Annotated in this window: 22 protein-coding genes; 5 read left to right on the forward strand and 17 right to left on the reverse strand. The window is 33.1% G+C overall.

Annotation, left to right across the window (positions count from 1 at the left end; all coding sequences use genetic code 11):
* Positions 1 to 35 precede the first annotated feature (35 nt).
* From arsM to WNY78_RS02050, 6 genes are all read right to left on the reverse strand, one after another.
* Positions 36 to 1,004, reverse strand: a complete 969-nt coding sequence (arsM, locus tag WNY78_RS02025) for an arsenosugar biosynthesis arsenite methyltransferase ArsM (RefSeq protein ID WP_342871504.1) — start codon at positions 1,002 to 1,004, stop codon at positions 36 to 38.
* A 53-nt stretch (positions 1,005 to 1,057) separates the two neighbouring features.
* Positions 1,058 to 1,870: a purine-nucleoside phosphorylase gene (locus WNY78_RS02030; protein ID WP_342871505.1), complete on the reverse strand. Its 813-nt coding sequence runs from the start codon at positions 1,868 to 1,870 to the stop codon at positions 1,058 to 1,060.
* Positions 1,863 to 2,540 (reverse strand): TIGR04282 family arsenosugar biosynthesis glycosyltransferase, encoded by a 678-nt coding sequence (locus WNY78_RS02035; protein WP_342871506.1) that lies wholly within the window; start codon positions 2,538 to 2,540, stop codon positions 1,863 to 1,865. Before WNY78_RS02035 ends, WNY78_RS02030 begins: the two co-directional genes overlap by 8 nt.
* Positions 2,541 to 2,574: 34 nt before the next feature.
* Positions 2,575 to 3,069, reverse strand: a complete 495-nt coding sequence (locus tag WNY78_RS02040; RefSeq protein ID WP_342871507.1) for a rhodanese-like domain-containing protein — start codon at positions 3,067 to 3,069, stop codon at positions 2,575 to 2,577.
* Positions 3,066 to 4,130: an arsenosugar biosynthesis radical SAM (seleno)protein ArsS gene (arsS, locus tag WNY78_RS02045; protein ID WP_342871508.1), complete on the reverse strand. Its 1,065-nt coding sequence runs from the start codon at positions 4,128 to 4,130 to the stop codon at positions 3,066 to 3,068. The genes WNY78_RS02040 and arsS overlap by 4 nt, the downstream gene beginning before the upstream one ends.
* A 118-nt stretch (positions 4,131 to 4,248) precedes the next feature.
* Positions 4,249 to 4,584, reverse strand: a complete 336-nt coding sequence (locus WNY78_RS02050; RefSeq protein ID WP_342871509.1) for an arsenosugar biosynthesis-associated peroxidase-like protein — start codon at positions 4,582 to 4,584, stop codon at positions 4,249 to 4,251.
* Between the two features lie 180 nt (positions 4,585 to 4,764).
* Here WNY78_RS02050 and xdhC point away from each other — a divergent pair, with 180 nt between their 5' ends.
* From xdhC to WNY78_RS02065, 3 genes are read left to right on the forward strand one after another with little or no spacing between them, the layout of a single operon-like run.
* Positions 4,765 to 5,544, forward strand: a complete 780-nt coding sequence (xdhC, locus tag WNY78_RS02055; protein ID WP_342871510.1) for a xanthine dehydrogenase accessory protein XdhC — start codon at positions 4,765 to 4,767, stop codon at positions 5,542 to 5,544.
* A gap of 35 nt (positions 5,545 to 5,579) precedes the next feature.
* Positions 5,580 to 6,587 carry a hypothetical protein gene (locus tag WNY78_RS02060; protein WP_342871511.1) on the forward strand — a complete coding sequence of 336 codons (1,008 nt, stop codon included), beginning with the start codon at positions 5,580 to 5,582 and terminating at the stop codon, positions 6,585 to 6,587.
* Positions 6,584 to 7,081: a nucleoside-triphosphatase gene (locus WNY78_RS02065; protein ID WP_342871512.1), complete on the forward strand. Its 498-nt coding sequence runs from the start codon at positions 6,584 to 6,586 to the stop codon at positions 7,079 to 7,081. Before WNY78_RS02060 ends, WNY78_RS02065 begins: the two co-directional genes overlap by 4 nt.
* Positions 7,082 to 7,094: 13 nt before the next feature.
* On the opposite strand, the gene WNY78_RS02070 is transcribed toward WNY78_RS02065, so the two are convergent.
* The 7 genes from WNY78_RS02070 to WNY78_RS02100 form a co-directional block, all read right to left on the reverse strand.
* On the reverse strand, positions 7,095 to 7,820 hold the full coding sequence (locus WNY78_RS02070; RefSeq protein WP_342871513.1) for a DUF6090 family protein: 726 nt from the start codon (positions 7,818 to 7,820) through the stop codon (positions 7,095 to 7,097).
* Between the two features lie 121 nt (positions 7,821 to 7,941).
* On the reverse strand, positions 7,942 to 8,316 hold the full coding sequence (locus tag WNY78_RS02075) for a hypothetical protein (RefSeq protein ID WP_342871514.1): 375 nt from the start codon (positions 8,314 to 8,316) through the stop codon (positions 7,942 to 7,944).
* A 120-nt stretch (positions 8,317 to 8,436) separates the two neighbouring features.
* Complete coding sequence (locus WNY78_RS02080; RefSeq protein ID WP_342871515.1) at positions 8,437 to 9,006, reverse strand: GNAT family protein; 570 nt, start codon at positions 9,004 to 9,006, stop codon at positions 8,437 to 8,439.
* A gap of 17 nt (positions 9,007 to 9,023) precedes the next feature.
* Positions 9,024 to 11,345 (reverse strand): molybdopterin cofactor-binding domain-containing protein, encoded by a 2,322-nt coding sequence (locus tag WNY78_RS02085; protein ID WP_342871516.1) that lies wholly within the window; start codon positions 11,343 to 11,345, stop codon positions 9,024 to 9,026.
* Positions 11,338 to 12,747, reverse strand: coding sequence for an FAD binding domain-containing protein (locus WNY78_RS02090; RefSeq protein ID WP_342871517.1), 1,410 nt, complete (start codon positions 12,745 to 12,747; stop codon positions 11,338 to 11,340). Before WNY78_RS02090 ends, WNY78_RS02085 begins: the two co-directional genes overlap by 8 nt.
* A 242-nt stretch (positions 12,748 to 12,989) precedes the next feature.
* A complete protein-coding gene (locus tag WNY78_RS02095; RefSeq protein ID WP_342871518.1) occupies positions 12,990 to 13,463 on the reverse strand; it encodes a nucleoside deaminase in 474 nt (157 codons plus the stop codon).
* Positions 13,464 to 13,489: 26 nt separating this feature from the next.
* Complete coding sequence (locus tag WNY78_RS02100) at positions 13,490 to 14,944, reverse strand: membrane dipeptidase (RefSeq protein WP_342871519.1); 1,455 nt, start codon at positions 14,942 to 14,944, stop codon at positions 13,490 to 13,492.
* 239 nt (positions 14,945 to 15,183) lie between these two features.
* Between WNY78_RS02100 and WNY78_RS02105 the strand changes: the two genes are divergently transcribed.
* Positions 15,184 to 15,951, forward strand: coding sequence for a M90 family metallopeptidase (locus tag WNY78_RS02105; protein ID WP_342871520.1), 768 nt, complete (start codon positions 15,184 to 15,186; stop codon positions 15,949 to 15,951).
* Between the two features lie 13 nt (positions 15,952 to 15,964).
* Here the strand turns inward: WNY78_RS02105 and WNY78_RS02110 are convergent, their stop codons facing one another.
* The 4 genes from WNY78_RS02110 to WNY78_RS02125 form a co-directional block, all read right to left on the reverse strand.
* Positions 15,965 to 18,199: a molybdopterin cofactor-binding domain-containing protein gene (locus WNY78_RS02110; protein WP_342871521.1), complete on the reverse strand. Its 2,235-nt coding sequence runs from the start codon at positions 18,197 to 18,199 to the stop codon at positions 15,965 to 15,967.
* Between the two features lie 101 nt (positions 18,200 to 18,300).
* Positions 18,301 to 18,762 carry a (2Fe-2S)-binding protein gene (locus WNY78_RS02115; RefSeq protein ID WP_342871522.1) on the reverse strand — a complete coding sequence of 154 codons (462 nt, stop codon included), beginning with the start codon at positions 18,760 to 18,762 and terminating at the stop codon, positions 18,301 to 18,303.
* 64 nt (positions 18,763 to 18,826) lie between these two features.
* Entirely contained in the window at positions 18,827 to 19,408 is a 582-nt protein-coding gene (locus WNY78_RS02120) for a nucleotidyltransferase family protein (RefSeq protein ID WP_342871523.1), read from the reverse strand.
* Positions 19,409 to 19,412: 4 nt separating this feature from the next.
* Entirely contained in the window at positions 19,413 to 20,960 is a 1,548-nt protein-coding gene (locus tag WNY78_RS02125) for a hypothetical protein (protein ID WP_342871524.1), read from the reverse strand.
* Positions 20,961 to 21,107: 147 nt separating this feature from the next.
* Between WNY78_RS02125 and WNY78_RS02130 the strand changes: the two genes are divergently transcribed.
* On the forward strand, positions 21,108 to 22,283 hold the full coding sequence (locus WNY78_RS02130; RefSeq protein WP_342871525.1) for a 2-isopropylmalate synthase: 1,176 nt from the start codon (positions 21,108 to 21,110) through the stop codon (positions 22,281 to 22,283).
* The last annotated feature ends 11 nt before the right edge of the window (positions 22,284 to 22,294 follow it).

The following is a 22,294-nucleotide window of genomic DNA, read 5'->3' on the forward strand; positions in this document are numbered from 1 at the left end:
ATATCACATGGATATAATAAAATGTAGATTATAGATTAACAACAGCCTCCACCATCATAATGAAAAGTAGATTCACTAAAATAAATGTCATCCCGTCCTAAAGCTTGTAAAGCTCCAGCAGTTTTATCACATATTGCTAGTGGTTGGTTTTTTAATAATATATGTCCAGCTTTGTCATCAAAATAATCTTCATCTCCATAATAAATGGCTGCTTTTCCTGTAAAAATACAAGGACCATCTTCTGGCATTGGATCTTTAATGGCAGCAACTTCAATAGACTCAATGTATATCAATTCGTCGGTTGGGTAATTTTTTGGGTCTAAGATTCTATATGGTTTTCTTGCTCTAATTTCAATAGTGCCAAAACCAGCATCTGTTAATGCTTTTACATATTCTGCAATAGGTAAACTTCCACTAAGGCAAAGTGCTCTTAGTCGATCGTCATTACGTAAGGTGTCGTTCATAGGTTGTTCACAAGTAGGATCACTCATTACTAAACGACCATGAGGTTTTAAAATACGGTACATTTCATCGATTGCTTTTTTTAAATCTTCAGCTTTAAAGATGTTAAATAAACAATTTTGAGCAGCAACATCAATACTGTTATCTTCAACAGGAAGATGTAAAGCGTCTCCTTTTTTAAGCTCTACAAATTCACTTTTAAACCAATCGTTTTGTTTTTCAGCTTCGATAAAATTTTTGCGTGATGCTTCTAACATTTCATCAACAACATCGACACCAATAACACCTCCTTTTTCACGATTGAAATATGAAAATTGTAATAACTCCATTCCGCCTCCAACACCAACATATAGCATTTTTGGATTATTAGTTAAATCGCGAGCATGAACCGTACTACCACAACCGTAATTCATTTCTTGCATGATTTTTGGGATTTTTAATCCAGGGAATTCCCAAATAGGGTTGGTTGTACAACATAAACCAACATCTGGTGTTAGTGCTGCTTCTTTATATAAATCGTTGGTTGCGTTTAAGTAACTCATGTTTTTAGTGTTCAGTTGGCAATATCAATAGGACTAAAGACTGCTAACTATTTTTATAACGTTTTTATTAATTCTTTAAAAAGTGTAATCATATCAGGTTCTGCTTTTCCAGCCATTTCAATAATTTCACTAATATTTACTGGCTTGAGATTACTTGGGTCGCATTCATCTGTTAAAACTGACACTGCAGCTACTTTTAAATTTAAATGATTGGCAACTATAATTTCTGGAACAGTACTCATTCCTACAGCATCTGCACCAATAATTTTAAGCATTCTGTATTCTGCTCTGGTTTCTAATTGTGGTCCAACAACACTAGCGTAAACACCTTCATGTAATTTTATGTGATGCGCTTTTGCAATGGCTTTAAATTTAGCGTTGATCTCAAGGTTATATGGTGCGCTCATATCTGCAAAACGTTCACCCAATTCTTCAACACCTCTAAAAGCTAAAGGAGAACTACCTTGGAGATTAATGTGATCATCAATCAACATTAATTCACCTTTTTTGAAATCTAAATTTATAGCTCCAGAGGCATTTGATACTAATAAAGTTTTGATACCTAATTGTTTCATAACACGAACAGGATACGTCACATCTTGTAAAGAATAACCTTCATACACATGAAAGCGACCTTGCATTACAATTACTTTTTTTCCAGATAGTTGTCCGTAAATTAATTTTCCTTTGTGAAACTCTACGGTTGCAGTTGGAAAATTTGGAATGTGGTTATAGCTAACCTCTGCAAGAATCTCAATTTCTTCAATAAGTTTTCCTAAACCTGTACCGAGAATAATGCCAACTTCAGGGTTTTCAAATCCTTTAGATTTTAAATATTCTGCTGTTTCTGTTATAAATTTAATCATTCGTTGTATAAAATTGTTTGAGTTGGTTATAATGTTTCATATCCTCAAAAGTATCAATATCGTTTAAAGATTCTAGTAAATGTACATTACTATTTTGTAAATCATTTAAAGTGTCTTGCCTTACAGTTTCTGTTCCCCATTTTTTGTTTTTGAAAATCGCCTCGTGCATTTCTTTTAGTCCTAATAAATAATAGCCACCATCTAAAGCAGGCCCAATAACCACATCATTAGTTTCTAATTGATTAAAACCATCTTCGATAAGGTTTTCATTTAAATCTAATAGGTCGCTACCAATAATAATCACTTTTTTATAACCAGATTGTAATAGATCTATAAACGCGTTATACATTCTTTCACCTAAATCATTACCATATTGGAGTTTTTTGTTAAATCGATCTTCACTCCATATATCTTTAGTGTTTATGTCTTCGGAATAAAATACATAGCGGTCAGCTTTGACTTTTTGTGCAACATTTGCCGTATGCTTTAGCAAGTGTTTGTAAACCTCTAAAGCAGCTTCATCACCAATTGTTTTTGCCAAACGGGTTTTACACTTTCCTAATTCTGGGTTTCTAGTAAAAATAATGATGGCTTTTTGTGACGTCGGAAAGTGAAAATTAGCAATCAAATCTTGATCACTATTTACATTGTTTTTGGATAAAATTCCCATATTGTTTACTCAATTAGTATCATGATCACAAAGTTCAATACACTTTTGTTCCTTTTAATAAGTATTTACTCCAGTGCTCAGAGAATGCATGAATACTATCAGTTTTTCTATCATTCAGATTATAAACTTCAAAATCATTGTTTTTCCATTCAAAAATACCACCATATAAGTTTCTTACATTAGTATATCCAGCTTTTTTTAGCTGATTGGCAATGGTTTCAGATCTAATTCCTAGAGAGCAATACACAACTATAGCTTGATCTTTATCTTGAATGTTTTGTGTGGTTTGCTTTAAGTTGAAATCATTGTATCCAACTAAGATTGCATTTTTAAGATGACTAATTTGGTATTCAGATTGTTCTCTAGCATCTAAAATAATAGCTTCAGTTTTTGGCATTGCCAACTCTTGAACCGAAATATAAGGTACAGCATTTGAGTTATGTTGTTTCAATAAATCGTCAATAGAGTCTTGAGAAAACCCAATAAAAGTAGACAAGGCAAATATGTAAAATATTACAGTTCTTATCATGTGACAACGCCTTGACAGCTACTTCCTGCACCAGCAGTACAACCGTAACAATGTTGTGAAATTACAATATTTCGTCCTTCTAAAAGTTCTTCGCTAAATTCTGAAATATGTTTAGATTTACTATTAACAGGTAATTCTAGCATTTGGTTAAAATCACAATCAAATAAATAACCATCCCAACTAATTGAAAGTGTATTTGTACACATCACATTTGCAACAGCAGCTGGATTATATGCTTCAACTAATTGGTACATATAATCTTCATAGTTTTCTGAGGCAATTAAGAAATCTAAAAAACGAGCAATCGGTAAATTTGTAATCGCGAATAAATTATGAAATTGAATCCCAAAATCTTCTAACAATGCTTTTTTGAAATCTTTTTCCATTGACGCTTGGTCTCCTGGTAAAAAAGCTCCAGATGGGTTGTAAACCAAATCTAACTTTAAATCGCTATCTGGCATTCCGTAGCCAATCGCATTAAGTTCTTGCAAGGCTTTTATAGACTTAGCAAAAACACCATCGCCTCGTTGCTTATCTGTTTTGCCTTGTGTCCAGTGTGGCATTGAACTCACAACATGAACATTGTGTTTTTTGAAAAAATCTGGTAAATCGTAATACTTTTTATTGGCACGAATAATTGTCAAGTTAGAACGAACAATAAAATCTTTAATCCCAACTTTTGCTGCTTCTTCCACAAACCATCTAAAATCTGGATTCATTTCTGGAGCTCCTCCAGTTAAGTCTAAGGTATGAGCGCCTGAGATTTTTATGACCTCCAAACATTGTCTCATGGTATCACGAGTCATGATTTCCTTTCGGTCTGGACCTGCATCTACATGACAGTGATCACAAACTTGGTTACACATATAACCAACATTAATTTGTAGTATTTCTAGCTTTTTAGCTTTCAGCGGAAATTGACTAGTCTCCGAAATTTTCTCTTTAAATGTTGGCAATTCTCCTTTTTTGAAAATGCCGTTAGATAAGATTTCGAGTTGCCTGTTACTTTGTGCTAAATCGCTTCCTTTTTTATGTAGGGATTGGGTCTTTACTTTTGTCATATTAATTTAAGACTATGTTTTGTAAGTATAACCATTTGCGTTAAGGATGGAGGCTTTGTTGGAGCTCCTTGAAGAGAGCGACTGCCGAGAGCCTGACCATTGTGGTAACGCTAAAATACTAACCGTCTAATTTATTTACTTTATTCATCATTTGAACACCATGCACTAATGTTGCACCACTTTTTATGGCAGCACCAACATGAATGGCTTCCATCATTTCTTGTTTAGTAACACCTCTTTGTAATCCATCTTTTGTATAAGCATCAATGCAATACGGACATTGCTCAGTATGCGCAACAGCTAAGGCAATGAGTGATTTTTCGCGAGCTGTGAGTGCGCCTTCTTCAAAAACTTTCCCGTAATACTCAAAAAATTTGTTTCCTAGTTCTTCGTTCCATTCTGTGATATTTCCAAACTTTCTAAGGTCTGCAGGATCGTAATATGTTTTTGACATGTATATTAAAGTTTTTAGGTGTTAATTTATCTACGTAAAAAGTAGATGTCAGGTTTTAAGTCGGTATTAATTACCAAACTTAACAGAAAATTTAGCAGAATGCTAATTTTTTTTTTGGATGAGTTTGAAATGTGCCTTACATGAAAAAAGTGTTACTTTTAAACTCTCTTTTAGGTACAAATGAAGAATTGGATTGAATTATTATCAGATTTTAAAGAAAAGCAACAACCTGTGGCTCTAGTTACGGTTACAAGATGCTTAGGGTCAACACCTTGTGTCTTGGGTTCTCGTATGATAATAACCAAAGACAAAATCGTGCATGGTACTATTGGTGGTGGAAAACTAGAGTTTTTAGCTATTGAAAAAGCAATGATTGCATTAGATGACAATAAAATCATTGAATCTGGATATACTTTAGGACCAGAATTTGAGCAATGCTGTGGCGGAAAAGTTGAATTTATTATAGAACCTATGAATCAAACACCAGAATTATTTTTATTTGGAGCAGGACACATCGGACAAGAAATAGTGCAATTACTAGTAGGTACACCTTTTAAAGTGAACCTTATAGATTCTAGAAAAGATTGGTTTAAAGAAAAGGAATTTGATCCAAGCATTAATCCATGTGAGGTAAGTGAGATAGATTTTAAAACCTTTAGAGATGCTGTGCGCTGGGGAAACAGTTGTTATGTTTTAGTATTGACTCACAATCATGCTATAGATTTTGATATCATAGCAATGGCACTACAAGAAGAGACCAAATTTCTAGGTTTGATAGGTAGTAAAACAAAAAAAGCACGTTTCAATAACATGCTTATTAACGAGATGAATATAAAAGAAGGTATGAGTAATGTTGTGTGCCCAATTGGTTTGCCTATTGGAGGAGATACACCAAAAGAAATTGCGATTAGTGTTGTGGCACAATTACTTCAAGTATATTATCAACCTATAGCAAAATAGATAGTGTCATACAGAGCAAAGCGAAGAATCTTTACATGAAAAACAACAAATCTATCATTGATAAATTAACTGCTCTTTGGGCATTAAACGAGTCTGGTCTTGGTGGTTTTTTACATGTTTTTAATACACCTTTTACTGGACTAATTGTTGGAGGAATTTCCATTTTACTTATTAGTTTAATTGCTTATTATGCCGAAAATAAATGGCAAGCTATTTTAAAAGCACTTCTTATAGTGTTGATTATTAAAATGGCTGTGAGTCCGTATTCTCCTTTTGGAGCTTATGTTGCGGTGAGTTTTCAAGCCTTATTTGGAGCTTTTCTGTTTTCTAATTTCTCATGGAAAGGTGCCACGTTAATGGTTTTAGGAATGATCACTTTTTTAGAATCTGCACTTCAAAAATTATTAATACTAACTATTGTTTATGGTACCGAATTATGGGAAGCCATCAATATCTATGGTGCTTGGGTTCAAAAGAAAATGGAGTTTGTTTCAGAAACTTCAACTGCTTCTTTTTTGGTAACCATCTATTTATTGTTGTATGGGATTTGCGGCATCTTAGCAGGATTTTTCATCAAAAGCATAATTAATATTATATCTAGTAAAACCGAAACAGATTTTTATATAGAACCTGATGATTTAAATTCAAGTAAGTCGGCATCAAAAGTAACTTTTAAAACTAAAGTGATTTGGGTTTGGTTAATTACTGTTGCTATAATTGTTTTAGCATTTTCATTTTTTGGAGGCGATTTATTTGGATGGAAAAAAGGCGTTTATATCATGTTGCGTAGCTTCTTAATTTTAATGCTTTGGTATTTGGTTATTGGACCTTTACTTTTAAAATTAGTTCGAAAATATCTCCATAAAAAAGAATCACAATACAAAGAAGATATTACCAATGCTATGGACTTGTTTCCATATTTCAGGCAGATTATTTCATTTACTTGGAAGGAAACAAAACATTTAAAAGGCTATACACGATTTAAATATTTCATGGCAAATAGCATCTCCAATTGTATTCATTTTAAAATGCCTTCGAAATGATCTATATTCTAACAGGAGATATTCGAACAGGTAAAACATCTGCTTTATTAAATTGGATTATCAATAGGGAAGATGTTGATGGTTTAATTTGTCCTGATGGAAAGGATAGAAAACGTTATTTTCTGAAAGTGAAATCAAAAGAAGAATTTGAACTTGAAGTAGCATTTGAAAACAATATTGAATCTGATAAAATAATCAATATTGGACCTTTTCATTTTCTTAAATCGGCTTTCAAAAAAGCAAATGATTTCTTGATTTCGTTTACTTCGGAAAATGATAATCAATATTTAATTATTGATGAACTAGGAAAATTAGAATTGAACAATGAAGGTTTGCATTTTTCCGCAGAAACATTAATTCCTCAATTTTTGAATGATGAGAAGCAGCATCTAATTCTTGTGGTTAGAACAACTTTACTTGAAGAGGTTGTAAATCATTACCATATAAAAGCATATACATTACTTACAAAAGAAGATCTAGAAACAATTGTGTGAAGTTAGCTTATAATTATTTTTCTAATTCTTTATCGATATTCTCAATAAGCTTGTAAGCACCTTCTTTATATTGCCTCAAAAAACCTAGGTAAATATCATAATACAGTGAGTTAAATGAAATAACTCGATTTCTATAATCGATTGATGTCAGTGCATATTTAACAAAGTCTTCATTAAATACCATCTTTTGATAATCTTCAAACCAAGTCATATTGTTTTTAAAATAGGTTCGATTTTCTTTATAATCTGTAATTACTTCTTGGATAGCGACATCAATTTCGATGTTAAAAGAAGAGTAAAAATTATTGATCTCAATGGAGAGACTATCTTGATATGAATTAAGAATTGTGCTATTTTGCTCTAACAATTCTAACTCTCTTGTTTTTAGTTTTATGTCTGGAAAGCCACCAAGAATATTCATACAAAGATTGCAATTTAAATAATCATCATATGTCATTTCCTTGTTAATAACGCGTTTGAATATACTATCCCTGAATTTTGTTGAAACAAGTACTTTGTCGATTGTTTTAATATCAGTTAATAAATCACTTTTTATAATTGAATAAACGCCTTTGATAGTGTTATTATGTTTGCGTTTTTCATTCCAATTACTAATTGAGAGCGCAATTAAAATACCTATTACCACAAGTACAATTTCACCAATTGCATATTTGAGATATTTCCCAGTCTTATTTTTGTCCACAAGGTCGTAACGTATTTTTCTAAAGAATTTTATCATGATTCACTAAAAGTACAGTAAAAATATTTTATGAATGGAGATGTGATGTGGAAGTGTATTGTATAGTCAATGAGATTCTTGCCTAAGTTTATCTAGAGCGAAGTGGAAAGGTAGTAATTGGTTAACTAAAAAACGTCTCACTTAGTGCATAATAAATCGCCATCAAAGCAGAAAAAACAGCACTTCCCAGAAAACGCCATTTAATTTTAAATCGATTTTGAATAATATAATTAGCAATAAAAGAAATAGGAATATTGACAACAAACGACCAAAAAGCAATCTGTAAAAGATTACATCCAATCGCTTCAAACTGACCAGAAAACAATTTTATAAACAATAAATGTCTAGCAATCCACAACGGATTAAAATATGCGATTGCTAAAAAAGTTTTGATTAAAGTCGCTTTAATCCCTTTTAAAAACTGTGTTTTTTTTACAATCCAATCAAAATAATTTGGGATTTCGAAAGCATAAAATGTTGCACCAACTAGCATCATTCCTAATAAACGATACCAAGAAAACTCATCTAGTAAAAGTGCAGCAATAGTGTCTCCAGCACTATAAATAAGTGCGCCTTTAATTATGTTTTGTTTGTTATAATGCAGTGCGATATGAGTTTAGTTTAAATCTGATTGTATTAGACAATAAATTTCGCTATCCAAAAATTGACCATCGTAATAGAAGTTTTCTCTAAAATAGGCTTCTAGCTTAAAGCCAAATTTAAGTAAAAGTGCTTTTGAGTTTTCGTTTTCGGTATTGACATTCGCTTCATAGCTATGAAGATTTAAGTTGTTAAATCCAAAACGAATTAATGTATTAAAAGCTTCGGTCATAAAACCTTTTCCCCAAAAGTCTGGATGTAAAATATAGCCAATTTCACCTCTAGAATTTTGTCTGTCAATTCGCCAAATCCCGAAATCACCAATTGGATTATTACTTTTCTTTTCAATAATAGTCCAAGTAATACCTTTCTTCTCATCAAACGCGTTCTGGTAGTCTAAGATTTTCTTTTCAGTATCTTCAATCTGTTTAGGGATTGTGGTATCCATATATTTTGAAACATCTCTGTGACTTCTAAGTTTTAAAAGCGATTGAGCATCATCCTTTTTGTAGGCTCTAAAAAACAGTCGTTCACTTTCTAACTCTGGAAAGCTATCAAAAACGTGTTCATTTATTTGTGTTTGCATTTTGATTAAATTAGATTTTATTCATACAAACTCATTAAAACTTTCTCAGGTGTCATTGGTGCATGAAATTTTAAATCGTAGTTAGGATTAAAAGCTTTGATGGCGTTTTGAAGTGCAAAATAAGCACCAATCCCATACATTAAAGGAGGTTCGCCAACGGCTTTAGATTTTAAAATGGCCATGTCATTTCCTTTGGTTTCTACTGGAATTACTTCTACTATTTTTGGTACAGAAAATAGATCTGGAACTTTATAAGTGGATAATGCGTTAGACAATAATCTTCCATCTTTATTATATGCAATTTCTTCCATGGTCATCCAACCAATTCCTTGAATTAAAGCACCTTCAACCTGACCTAAATCTATACCTTCACTCATACTTTTTCCGTAATCGTGTATAATCTTCACACTGTCAAATTCGTAAGTGCCACGTGTGCAATCTACAGTTGTTGTAATAATTGCAGTACCATAAACATGATAAGCAAAAGGATGACCTTTTTCTTTGGTTTTATCAAAGTGAATTTCTGGAGTTGCGTAATGTGCGTTTTCGGTTAGAGCAACACGTCTTAACATAGCATTACTTATGAGTTCTGTCCAAGTTAATTCTGATTTTTTGCCTTTTACGTAGACAAACTCATTTTTGAGTTCTAGATTGTTTTCCGAAGCATTTAAAATTTCCGAAGCCACAATTTTTAAACGCTCAACTAAACTATTACAAGCCATTATCGTTGCTTTTCCGTTTAAATCTGCAGTAGAACTCGCAGCAGAAGGTGAGGTGTTTGCAACTCTCGTCGTATTAGTAGTTTCTATCTTGATTTTATCAATAGGAATCGAAAACACATCTGCAGCAATTTGCATCATTTTTGTGTTGACGCCTTGTCCCATTTCTACAGCTGCAGTACTAATGCCAACGCTTCCGTCTAAATAAATGTGAACCAATGCTCGTGCATGATTCATTGGTGTATTGGTGAACGAAATCCCAAAAGTAATTGGCATAAAAGCCAATCCTTTTTTGATAGCTTTATTATTTTTATTGAAGTATATAACCTCTTGTTCTAAAGCTTCACAGTTAAATAATTTTTTAGCCGACTCCCAAGTGTTTTTGGCTTCTACTTTTGTAGCAATTTGTCCGTAAGAAAACGTATCATTTTCATCAAGCAAATTGGCTTCTTGAATTTGTTTTGCACTCACTCCAATCTCATGAGCTGCTTTTGCAATTGCAGACTCAATAACAAACATACCTTGCGGACCGCCAAAACCTCTAAAGGCTGTATTTGGAGGTAAATTGGTTTTGCAACTTAATACTTTCGTAGTAACGTTTGGTATGTAATAACTATTGGTTGCATGAAATAAAGTGCGTTCAGCAATGGCTGGAGATAAATCGGCTGCAGCACCAGAATTTTGTAAAAACTCTGTTTGATACGCTAGTATTTTTAAGTCTTTTGAAAGTCCGATTTTATAAGTGCTTTCATAAGGGTGACGTTTTCCTGTCATGCGTAAATCGTCATGACGATTTAATATCAATTTTACCGATTGATTTAAATGATACGTCGCCAAAGCAGCCATGACAGCCCAAGGCGTTGCTTGATCTTCTTTACCACCAAATCCTCCTCCAAGTCGTGTGACATCCACTTCTATTTTGTGCATTGCAATATCCAGTACTCGAGCTGTTGTTGCTTGAACAGCAGTTGGACCTTGTGTAGATGACGTGATTTTTATGTTACCATTTTCCATTGGTTCTGCATAAGCACCTTGTGCTTCAATGTATAAATGTTCTTGACCATTTGAAAACGTTTCGCCTTCAAAAACATAGTCGCAATCTGCAAATGCTTTTTCTGTGTTACCTAAACTAAAAGATCGTGGTGCGTTGATGAAACTCCCTTTTGCTTTGGCTTCTTTTGCAGTTGTAATTACTGGTAAATCTTCGATTTCTATGTCAATTAAACTTCGTGCTTTTCTGGCAATAAATTTAGATTCTGCAACAATTAAGGCAATAGGCATTCCCCAAAAATGAACTTCATCTTCAGCAAATAAAGGTTCGTCTGCAATGATTCCTCCAATTTCATTTTCGCCAGGAATATCTTTATAGGTGAAAATACGCTCAACACCTTCCAAAGATCTAGCTTTAGAATAATCAATACTTTTGATTTTTCCGTGGGCTTTTGGCGAATCAAAAACGACAGCGTGAAATGTCCCTTGTCTAATGTTTACATCGTCTACATACAACGATTCTCCACGAACATGTGTGTGAGAATCTAAGTTTTTAATGCTCTGTTTTAATGCTACTGAAACGGCATCTAATTTAGAGTCTAAGTCACTATTTGATTTGTTTTTATGCATGTTGTACAAAGTCGTTTAGTGTGAATTTCTTCGGAAATAACTCAGTGAAATGTGCAAAAAATAATTGTCTAGCCAAAAGCCTTTTATAATCACTCGTGCCACGCACATCACTTATTGATGAAATTTCTTTTTGTAGCATCTCATTGGCTTCTAATATCGTTTCTGAAAAGAGTGTTTTACCAGCTAAAAATGTTGAAGTCTCATGTAAATATTTAGGAATAGCAGCAACTCCACCAATAGAGACATGTGCTTCTATAATTATATCGTTTTCTACGGAAATGTGAATCGCTGAGTTAACACTAGCAATATCCAAATGAGTTCGTTTACAGACTTTTTCGAAATTAAAAAATGAATAATTTGAAGGTAAATTAAAGCTGATAGCCTTTAATAATTCACCATCTTTTAAATCATATTTTTTATAATCTAAATAAAAGTCTTTGAGTGCTTTTTTTCTTTCGTTTTGATCTTGGTCTAGAATAGTAATATCACTATTTAGTGCTAAAAAGAAAATCGTCATATCTCCAATTGGAGACGCATTAACCAAATTCCCACCAAAGGAAGCCATATTTCTAATTTGCTCTGAAGAGACTAATTTTAAATGTTTTTTTAGCTTCGGAAAAAAACTATTAACGTCACTATGGTTCCATAAATCGGAAACAGTTGCATTGGTTCCAATGGTGCAAACACCGTTTTCAATTGTAATACCTTTTAAATAATCTTTCTCAGCAATTAGATGGACATCATTATCTGCTAAATGATCGGCTTGTTGCACATATAAATCGGTTCCACCAGAAACATATTTTCCTTTAGGTTGATTTAAATCGGCAATTTCAATATCTTTTAAACGTTGAGGAATACTTTTAAAATACTCAGGAATAAATTCATTTTCAATAAGCCAATCAAAACTAGTTTCCGTTTTGTTTTCTAGTTTTTCAACAACTTGATGCGCTGCTTTTTCAATGGCTTTGTAGCCTGTGCATCTGCAAATATTTCCACTAATTGCATCAAGTGCATTGTTGTAATTATTTTCAGAATTTGAAAGAGCAAAACCAGTTAAGGCAACCACAAAACCAGGTGTGCAAAATCCGCATTGAGTAGCGTAATTTGCTTTCATGGCTTCTTGAGCTGTGGTTAGTTTGTCTTTTAGATTAGTACCTTCAACCGTTACAATGTGCTTGCCATGCGCATTTCCGAGGGGAGAAATACAAGAGGTGATACTTTGGTAGTTAATGGTGTTGTTTAATAGAGTTCCAACGAGAACTGTACATGCACCACAATCGCCTTCTCGACAACCAATTTTGGTTCCTGTGAGACGTTGTTGGTAACGCACAAAATCCAATAAAGTGGTTCCGGAATGCTCCGACGTTTTAATGGTTTTGTTATTTAGGATGAAGGTGATCATTAATTTCTAAATTTTTTATTTTTCTTTCTGTTCATTTTGTCTTGAAACAAAACGAACCAAAAATTCAAATCAATCTGAGGAAATTCCTGCGGAACATTCGCTTTCAAACTTCATGCTTAAAGCTACGCTTTGCACTTACGTTTTTCGCTTATTATTTCTGCAGATTGATGATTCCTACTTTGTCGGAAATTGGGTGTCGCACATTTGCTGTCTCTATGCTTGTTCCAGTCTTTTGTTTTCAACTAATACTCAGTCTTATCTACCTTTTTAGCCCATTCTTGAAAAGGCTCTAAAGCAATTTCACGTGCTAATTGCTCAAAGGGAATACTTCTTTCTGAGTATGGTAATGGAATTTCTTTGTAAATAAATTCATCATCAAAACCTATGTTTGCTGCATCTACTTGGTTACTTCCATAATATACTTTATCTGGTCTAGCCCAATAAATGGCGCCTAAGCACATTGGGCAAGGTTCACAAGACGTGTAAATTTCGCAGCCATCTAGTTGAAAAGAATCCAAGTTTTTACATGCGTCTCTAATTGCTGTAACTTCAGCATGAGCAGTGGGATCGTTTGTTGAGGTTACTTTGTTGTTTCCTCGTCCTACTATTTTTCCATCTTTTACAATGACGCAACCAAATGGTCCACCTTCGTTGTTGTTCATTCCTTTAAGTGCAGCATTTACTGCTTCTTTCATGAATTTTTCTTTATCTGTCATATATTTTTCTTCTGAATATTTTATTTTTATTTGAAGTTCGTCTTCAAAAATTCATTTGCATTTATAAATAGCACACGATCTATAATTTCATGTGCTGAAATTTGATTTTGTATCTGCAAGTTAGACTTATGTGTTTTTAGATAGTCGTCAGCTTTTTCAACTAAATAGGGTTTAATGTCTTCAACGTTTTCTGCTGTCCAAAGTCCTTTAATTGGATTTACAATTCCGTCAAAATCTGAACCTATTGCTACTGTTTCCCATGCGAAAAGTCCGTTTTTATCTAATAGTTCACCAATATGGCGAATTTGTCTCCAGATTAAATCAGATTTATTTACATAACGTCTCTTTTTACTTGGCCAATAAATCCTTGAGGCTCTAATGGCTTTTTGGTTGGCGATACGACGTTCGTCTAATTGCAATCCAAAAATACCTTTTGATTTTGCAATACGCAAGATTTCTGAATCATAAAAGTTAATATCGTCTTCTCTAAAATATTGACTTTGCTCAGAATCTGATACATTAGGTTCAGTAATTGAACGTTTTCCATTTGAAGCTCCATGACTTACTATAATTGGGATGTTTTCATTAGCATACGTTGTTTCCAAAAGTTTATAATAAGACGTTCTTGATGCTCTACTCATATGTTTAACATCTATAAGTATGCGTTTGTTCTCGGTATTATCTAATAATTTGTCAATGACTTTAAAGCCTAAAACTGTGATGTCTGTATCAAGCCCTCGATTTTGATTTTCTTTTATTAATCCTATACTTATGCTTCTCGCATGACCGCAAATTTCATTGTAAAAATGATGCGCTAATGTCAAGAAAAAGGGTTTATGATCCCAGTTTTTAACGGATTCTAAATTATTTAAAACAGTAGTTTCATCAGCTGTGTTTATATTCTTGTCTAAACCAGTTTCAAATGCATGACCACCTTCTATTGAAGGTACAAGACTGATTATTTTTCTGGTAGCAGTTGAGGTGGTTATATTGGTGGATATTTCCGTGTAATTAGAAACTAAGCGATATGTAAATGTAACACCATCAATAACTTGAGCGAAGTTATTGAGTTGTTTGTAATAGTCATATTCTGCAATTAAATCTTGAAAATAGCTGTTATGACTTCTAAGATTATCAATGCGTTTATGACTTACGCCTGCAGCTAAATTGACCAATAAATCTGGTAAAAATTTGACACCCAACATTTTGTCTTTGAGAAAATGTTTCTCAAAAGGATACAAGGAAATCACGACAATATTACAATTGGCTTTTGCTAATGCTGTTAAATCGGTTTGAGTGAATTTTGTAAGCGTGAGTATTTTGTTGAATTGTCGTTCTATAAAGTTTGGTGGACTATAATGCCAAATAGAATTTTTTCGACCACTATTGAGATTGTTTTGTTTTGTTGGTTCGTACTTAAAACTCTTACCGTAAGGTTTTAAGGATGGATGACAGTGAATATCAATGTGTGATTTTTTCATTTTTTTGTTGGTAGAGTGGTTTTGAACTTGTTTTTACCTTAATTGTTCTTCTTTTTATTACATCGTAGTATAACTATGAAGTGCAAAAAAGAATTCCAATTAAAATAAAATGCCTATTTTTCGCTTCAATCAAAAAAGTGAAAATAAGTTCATTTAAAGATATTCATTTTTTGTCATATTTTAGGTTAATATGATTGAAAATCATTAGATTAGAACTCTAAAACCTACTCATCTTATTTATGCTTTACAATATTATATTTATTGCTCTTTTTATTTTTGTCATCTATGTGTTTTACAAAAAGTATTCAAAAAAAGCTAAAACCATTCCACCACATTGGCATTCTATTCTACTTAAAGAAGTCGCTTTTTATAAAAATTTAGAGCCTAGTGAACAAAAGCGTTTTCAAGACAGAATGATGCAGTTTTTAGCCGAAGTATATATTGATAGTGTTGATTTTGAAATTGAAGAATTAGATACAATTTTAATCGCGTCGAGTGCAGTAATTCCTGTGTTTTCTTTTAAAGAATGGCATTATCCTACAGTCACCGGAATTATAGTCTATCCTGATCATTTTAATGAAGATTTTGAATTTTCAAACAAGAGTGAATCCAGACGAATTGCAGGTGTTGTTGGTACTGGTCGTTTAGAAGGTAAAATGATTTTATCTAGAAAAGCACTACGTCATGGGTTTAGTAATAAAACTGATAAGGGCAATACTGCTATTCATGAATTTGTGCATCTCATTGATAAAATGGACGACAATATTGATGGAATCCCAGAAATATTGATGCAGAATATGAATGCGATTCCGTGGTTGAAATTGGTGCACGATAAAATGGAAGCGATCAATAATGATAAATCAGATATTCGAGCTTATGGTGGCACGAAGCAAGCTGAGTTTTTCGCAGTCGCTTCAGAGTACTTTTTTGAGCGTCCTAAACTTATGAAGCGCAAGCATCCTGAATTATTTAAGATGATGGCTGAATGTTTTAGGGTTAAATTTTAGTGCTTCGGAAATTCTAAACCTTCAAACCATTATCATGTTTAATTAAAGAGTTCACAAAAGGTTGTTTGGTCAATATCTGGCCAGTTGCAGCCTTTATTGCATTTGCCAAAGCACCTCCTGCTGGTGGTAAGCCAGGTTCTCCTAATCCTGTTGGAGATAAATTATTCTCCACAAAATAGGTGTGAACAATTGGTGTTTCTTTCATTCTTATTAAACGATAAGTGTTGAAGTTGACATCTTTTGGTTTGCCGTTTTCAAAAGAAAAATCACCATACATTGCATGACCAATACCATCTATAACACCACCTTCAATTTGATTTTTGGCTCCTGTTGGGTTGACTACGATTCCGCAATCTACTGCAACAGTCACTTTTTCAACCATTGGTAATCCGTTTTTTAATGTAATGTCAACAACTTCGGCAACATGTGTATTATGACTATAATAAGCAGAAAATCCTTGATGTACGCCTTCCTTAGTATTTCCCCAATTACTTTTCTCAACAGCTAATTTTATAGCGTCTGTCATTCGCTTTGCAGAATATTCAATATTAGGATCTTCACCATCGGTAACATTTTTAAGTAAATCTAAACGTAATTGTACTGGGTCTTTTTCGCAAGCTTCTGCTAGTTCATCAAAAAAGCTTTGTTCTGCAAAGGCTAAAAAGTTAGTGTAAGGTGCTCTCCAAGCTCCAGTGGTAATGTTACTTTGGTAATTTCCAGATTCTACTTTGTAATTCTTGATGGCTCCAGCAGGAAAAAAATGTGGAATTAAACCATACATATTAGAATTTACAGCAGCTTCCTTTAAATGGTAGCCTGTTACTTTCTTGTCTTTTATTGAAGCAGCGATTCTGTATTTAATAGCTGGTCGATACACACCTAAGGACATGTCATCTTCTCTGGTAGAAATCAATTTAATTGGTTGTTTTATTATAGCTGCTATTTCTGCGACTTCATAAACAAAATCACCATAGAGACGTCTTCCAAAACCTCCACCCATTCGTGTCATATCAACATGGACATCTTCAAGATTACGATTTAATAAAGAAGCCACCACATTTGCTGCAGCTTCTGGAGTTTGTACAGGACCAACTAAGTGCACTTTTTCATCTGTGACATCAGCGAAAAAATTCATAGGCTCCATGCAGTTATGAGGTAAAAAAGGAGATTCGTAAGTGCGTTCGATTACTTTGTCAGCTTCTGCAAAGGCTTTCTTTATGTTTCCATCTTCGCGTCTGATATCTAAATTTTTGCCATCTAAAATTTTAACGAGTTCGTCATCATGTGTTTTTGTACTCTCCGTTGATGAATCATTTTTCCATGTGGCTTTTAAAGCTTTTTTGCCTTTTATAACATCCCAAGTGGTTTTTCCAATCACTACGACTTTGTCGGTTTTACTTAAACGTACACTCCAATGTGCAGAAGGATTAAAATCACCTTTGTTTAAATAGTTTCTTGCCTTTTCTCCAATGGTAATGACATCAATAACGCCAGGTAAAGATTTAGCATCAGTAGCATCATAGGATTCTAATACTTGCCCAAAAGCAGGAGGTCTTAGTACAGAAGCATACAGCATGCCTTCAACTTTATAATCTAAACCAAATAAAGGTTTGCCAGTTATAATCTTTTCGGCATCAACATTTATAGCGTTCTTACCAATAATTTTATAGTCTTTAGTATCTTTTAAAGTCACATCTTCTGGAACTTCGAGATGTGCTGCTTCATTAACTACATCACCATAACCAAGTGTGTCTCCATTTGTGTTTTTTATAATGCCTTGAGAAGCTGAGCATGTAGATGCATCAACATTCCATTTTATAGCTGCTGCATTTATGAGCATTTGTTTTGCCGTTGCACCAGTTTGACGAAGAGCGTCCCAACCAAAACGAATTGACTGACTTCCGCCAGCTACTTGCCTTGTGAAATTAGTGGTATCTAAAGCGCCTTGTGCAACAGAAACATGATCCCAAGGCACGTCAAGTTCTTCAGCAATTATCATTGGCATTGCTGTTTTTACACCTTGACCGATTTCTGGGTTAGGCGAAAATATAGTGACGTAGCCATTTTCAGCAATTTTTATAAAAGCATTAAAGTCTTTAAAGTTTAATTTTGAAATATCAACTGGTGGAGCAACAGCGTCTTCACAAGATGTTAGAAAATTGAACCCAATTAAAAGTCCTCCAGAGGCAAGGGCAGAAGTGCGAAGAAAGTTTCGTCTGCTAAAAGTAAGTTTGTTTTGATTTTTCATGTGTTCGTATATATTGTTTTTCAATGGTCACATGCTGTTCGCTATTAATTATTCCTATGGATTATCAATTTTTGAACATGCTCGTTTCATAATTCTTTAGCTTAAGACATTTTTTTTGCAGCTAAAGCAACTGCTTTTTCTATACGATTATAACTTGCGCATCTACAAAGATTGCCATTCATAGCATTTCTAATGTCCTTATTATTTGGGTTTGGGTTTTGACTCAAAAATGATGTAGCTGTCATGATTTGACCAGCTTGGCAATAACCACATTGAGGTACATCGAGCTCTTTCCAAGCTTCTTGTACAGGATGTAGTTTTTCATCTGCAAGTCCTTCAATAGTTGTGATATTTGCACCTTCTAGACTTGCAATTGGAATAGAACAACTTCTCACAGCTGTACCATCTAAATGCACTGTGCATGCACCACATTGAGCAATTCCACATCCAAATTTGGTGCCTACCAAATTGAGTTCATCACGAAGCACCCAAAGTAAAGGTGTGTCTTCATCTACAGTTACAGAAACTGATTTACCGTTAATTTTCAAATTATAACTTGCCATAGCCAAAAATATATTTAGCTAAAGTTAACTAATATTTGTCTTAAATATGTTGTGTGTTAACTTTTTATAGTGATTTCAAAAAATTGAGATACTCTTCTTGAGTATCAATATCAATTAATTTATCGCTCTTTATTGTTATGGTTTGAGATTTGTGAGCGTTTAGGAAATCTTTTGCGCCTTTATCTCCTTTAAGTTGTAATAACTGTTTAAAATATCTCTTCGGAAAAATAGCTGGCACACCAATAGTCTTTTCATATTGAGATGCTATAATTTGAGTTGGATTATTTTCCGAAGAAAGAATTAATAAATTGATATATTTTGAGTCTACTTTAGGTTGATCGCTAAGCATGAATAAAATTGAGTCAAAATTTTTGTCTTTTAAGTAATGTAAACCTTTAATAATACTGGAACTTAAGCCTTTTTTATAATTGACATTGGTTATGATTTCAATATCATATTGTGAAATAGAATTTTTAATGTTTTCTGCATTTGAACCTAACACACAAAACACTTTTTTTGCATTTGATTGTAACGCGTTTTCAATACTTAAACCTAAAAGTGTTGTGTTGCCAATTGGTAATAACTGTTTTGATGTTCCCATTCTATTTGAGCTTCCTGCGCTGAGAATTAGTATGGCAACATTCATTTAATTACGAAGTATAGTTTTTTAAATATTTAGTTTGTATGATTTTGTCAACTGGAGTGTTGCTAATTTTGCTCTCCAACCAAGAAATGATATCGAGATAAAGAAATGCACGTCTCTCAAAAGGATGGTCTTCAAAAGTTTTAAGTGTTGCATGTAATTCTATAAATGCGTTTTTGAGTTCATGTGGATAAATGTCTTGTAAGCCTTTAATGAATTTAATCATTTCTTTTTGGACTTCGTGAAGATCATTCATTTTAATTAAAAACTTATAAGTGCTTCTAAGCAAGGTGTCTAGATGGTAGTCTAGTCCTGCTTCATAATGTGCGACAAGGTTTAGAACTCTAGAAAAACACAACAAATCTTCACGCATGGATAGAGATTTGTTTGATATAATTTTATCTAAATATTTTATACATTCTTTGTTGTTTCCTGTTCCAAAATGCAAACTTGCAAATTTGTAATAAAATACCATTTTATGATGGTCGTCAATTTTGTTTTCGAAGCGAGTTAGGCTTTTTTCTATCTTCGGAATTAACTCTAAACCATCCTTAAAACTGCCATCGATAAAATGTTTGTTAATATCATGAAAGTTAAAATACAGAAATGTTAAGGTTTGGACGTTTTCATCCTTAGGAAAAGATTTGTCTTCAACTTTCAATTTCAGATTAGAAAGGATCTCAACGAATTTTGGCTTGTTTCTAATAAAGAAGACAGACTCTAATAAATAATTATTTCCTTTTAAGTAAAATACAGGATTCAACTGAATCATATTTGGGTATTCTTCAAATAAATCAACCCATTTTGAAGCATATTTATAACAATTTTTAAAATCTTGAAGCAAAAAACTATACCATAAATACGCATTATACAACCAAAGTTTTTCTCTAAAACCTAGATTTTGGATTTTATATTTAGGTAATCTTGCTTTAAAATATGCGGTTACTTGTTGGCTTTCGTCTTCGCTTTTAACATAACCTGTTTTTAAAATAAAACTATATAATTGAAGCGATAAATTGGATAATTTGCTGGCTGTAACATTAAGACTACTTAGCTCCTTTGCTTGTATTGTAAGTTCGTCTGCTCTTGTGCTGATACTTCTTGTGATGTATTGAGCTTCAATGATTTTTTCGAGTTCAACGATTTCAAAAGCAAGATTTTTTTCTTCATTTTGAATAGCCACATCTTTAGCTTTATCCAAAATTTTTAAACTTTGTTTGTATAAACCTTTGTGATATAAGATGGAAGCAAAATCGAGCTGCTCTCTAATTTGTGAACGTATATTTTGGTGAGAAGGATTTAATTTTAAACTAATTAAAATTTGCTTGTATAAGTGCGCTTTTACATTAGCTAATTGTTGTTTTTTAACAATACCGCTTTTTAAAATTACTGTTTCGTCATACACATTAGCCTTGTCCAATAAATTAAAAAGATTTAAGAACTTAGAGTCAGAATTGACATCAAGACGTCCAACGTACAGCTTAAATTGTCGTTTTTCAGATTTAGTTAATGACTTAACTAATAGAAATAAATTATCTTTTTGACCCTTTGTCATCAATAGGTTTTTTGTGTAACTAATTGTTATTCAGTATTTAATCTAATGTTTTGTGTTTTGAACATCGTAAAACACAATTAATAGGTGTGTCAATTTACAAATTGAAAATATACATTCGTTAGACAATACGAAAATATATTTTGATAAATGTCAGATAATAACATACAAATCTTCGATACAACCTTACGTGATGGTGAACAAGTCCCAGGATGTAAATTGAATACAGAACAAAAAGTTGTCATTGCAGAGCAGCTAGATTTCCTTGGTGTGGATGTGATAGAAGCTGGTTTTCCGGTATCTAGTCCAGGAGATTTTAAATCGGTTCAAGCGATTTCAAAAATTGTGAAGCATGCAACAGTTTGCGGTTTAACAAGAGCAGTAGAGAACGATATAAAAGTAGCTGCTGAAGCTTTAAAATATGCAGCTAAACCAAGAATTCATACAGGAATCGGAACTTCTGACTCTCATATCCTTCATAAATTTAAATCAAATAGAGAAACAATCATTGAACGTGCTTTTGCTGCTGTGAAATATGCAAAGTCTTTTGTTGATGATGTTGAATTTTATGCTGAAGATGCTGGTAGAACAGAAAACGAATATCTAGCAAGAGTTTGTGAAGCTGCAATTAGAGCAGGAGCAACAGTTTTAAATATTCCTGATACAACAGGTTATTGCTTGCCTAGCGAATATGGTGCAAAAATTAAGTATCTAAAAGAAAATGTAAAAGGTATTGAAAAAGCTATCCTATCCTGTCATTGTCATAATGATTTAGGGTTAGCTACAGCAAATTCTATTGAAGGCGTAATTAATGGAGCAAGACAAATAGAATGTACTATCAATGGAATAGGAGAGCGTGCAGGAAACACAGCCTTAGAAGAAGTAGTGATGGTTTTAAAGCAACATCCATATCTTAATTTGGATACAAATATTAATACCTCAATGCTTTACGGAATGAGCCAATTAGTAAGTGATAGTATGGGTATTTATACACAACCAAATAAAGCTATAGTTGGAGCAAATGCATTTGCACATAGCTCTGGAATTCATCAAGATGGTGTGATTAAAAACCGTGAAACCTATGAAATAATCAATCCAAAAGATGTTGGTGTCACTGAAAGTGCTATAGTGTTAACAGCAAGAAGTGGAAGAGCTGCATTGGCTTACAGAGCAAAAAATGTAGGTTACGAATTAACGAAACTTCAATTGGATGATGTGTATGCTAATTTTTTAAGTTTTGCAGATAGAAAGAAAGAAATTAATGATGGTGATATTCACCAAATTATTGAAACGAGTAAAGTTTATAGGCAGATAATTTCAGCATAATAAAAATAATA

Origin of the sequence: Psychroserpens sp. AS72 (genome assembly GCF_038900375.1) — a bacterium.
Taxonomy (GTDB): Bacteria; Bacteroidota; Bacteroidia; order Flavobacteriales; family Flavobacteriaceae; genus Psychroserpens.

Bases quoted from the DNA above. Each gene is read 5' to 3' on its own strand.
- arsM (WP_342871504.1), bottom strand. From the start codon at position 1,004: ATGAGTTACTTAAACGCAACCAACGATTTATATAAAGAAGCAGCACTA.
- WNY78_RS02030 (WP_342871505.1), bottom strand. From the start codon at position 1,870: ATGATTAAATTTATAACAGAAACAGCAGAATATTTAAAATCTAAAGGA.
- WNY78_RS02035 (WP_342871506.1), bottom strand. From the start codon at position 2,540: ATGGGAATTTTATCCAAAAACAATGTAAATAGTGATCAAGATTTGATT.
- WNY78_RS02040 (WP_342871507.1), bottom strand. From the start codon at position 3,069: ATGATAAGAACTGTAATATTTTACATATTTGCCTTGTCTACTTTTATT.
- arsS (WP_342871508.1), bottom strand. From the start codon at position 4,130: ATGACAAAAGTAAAGACCCAATCCCTACATAAAAAAGGAAGCGATTTA.
- WNY78_RS02050 (WP_342871509.1), bottom strand. From the start codon at position 4,584: ATGTCAAAAACATATTACGATCCTGCAGACCTTAGAAAGTTTGGAAAT.
- xdhC (WP_342871510.1), top strand. From the start codon at position 4,765: ATGAAGAATTGGATTGAATTATTATCAGATTTTAAAGAAAAGCAACAA.
- WNY78_RS02060 (WP_342871511.1), top strand. From the start codon at position 5,580: ATGAAAAACAACAAATCTATCATTGATAAATTAACTGCTCTTTGGGCA.
- WNY78_RS02065 (WP_342871512.1), top strand. From the start codon at position 6,584: ATGATCTATATTCTAACAGGAGATATTCGAACAGGTAAAACATCTGCT.
- WNY78_RS02070 (WP_342871513.1), bottom strand. From the start codon at position 7,820: ATGATAAAATTCTTTAGAAAAATACGTTACGACCTTGTGGACAAAAAT.
- WNY78_RS02075 (WP_342871514.1), bottom strand. From the start codon at position 8,316: ATGATGCTAGTTGGTGCAACATTTTATGCTTTCGAAATCCCAAATTAT.
- WNY78_RS02080 (WP_342871515.1), bottom strand. From the start codon at position 9,006: ATGCAAACACAAATAAATGAACACGTTTTTGATAGCTTTCCAGAGTTA.
- WNY78_RS02085 (WP_342871516.1), bottom strand. From the start codon at position 11,345: ATGCATAAAAACAAATCAAATAGTGACTTAGACTCTAAATTAGATGCC.
- WNY78_RS02090 (WP_342871517.1), bottom strand. From the start codon at position 12,747: ATGATCACCTTCATCCTAAATAACAAAACCATTAAAACGTCGGAGCAT.
- WNY78_RS02095 (WP_342871518.1), bottom strand. From the start codon at position 13,463: ATGACAGATAAAGAAAAATTCATGAAAGAAGCAGTAAATGCTGCACTT.
- WNY78_RS02100 (WP_342871519.1), bottom strand. From the start codon at position 14,944: ATGAAAAAATCACACATTGATATTCACTGTCATCCATCCTTAAAACCT.
- WNY78_RS02105 (WP_342871520.1), top strand. From the start codon at position 15,184: ATGCTTTACAATATTATATTTATTGCTCTTTTTATTTTTGTCATCTAT.
- WNY78_RS02110 (WP_342871521.1), bottom strand. From the start codon at position 18,199: ATGAAAAATCAAAACAAACTTACTTTTAGCAGACGAAACTTTCTTCGC.
- WNY78_RS02115 (WP_342871522.1), bottom strand. From the start codon at position 18,762: ATGGCAAGTTATAATTTGAAAATTAACGGTAAATCAGTTTCTGTAACT.
- WNY78_RS02120 (WP_342871523.1), bottom strand. From the start codon at position 19,408: ATGAATGTTGCCATACTAATTCTCAGCGCAGGAAGCTCAAATAGAATG.
- WNY78_RS02125 (WP_342871524.1), bottom strand. From the start codon at position 20,960: ATGACAAAGGGTCAAAAAGATAATTTATTTCTATTAGTTAAGTCATTA.
- WNY78_RS02130 (WP_342871525.1), top strand. From the start codon at position 21,108: ATGTCAGATAATAACATACAAATCTTCGATACAACCTTACGTGATGGT.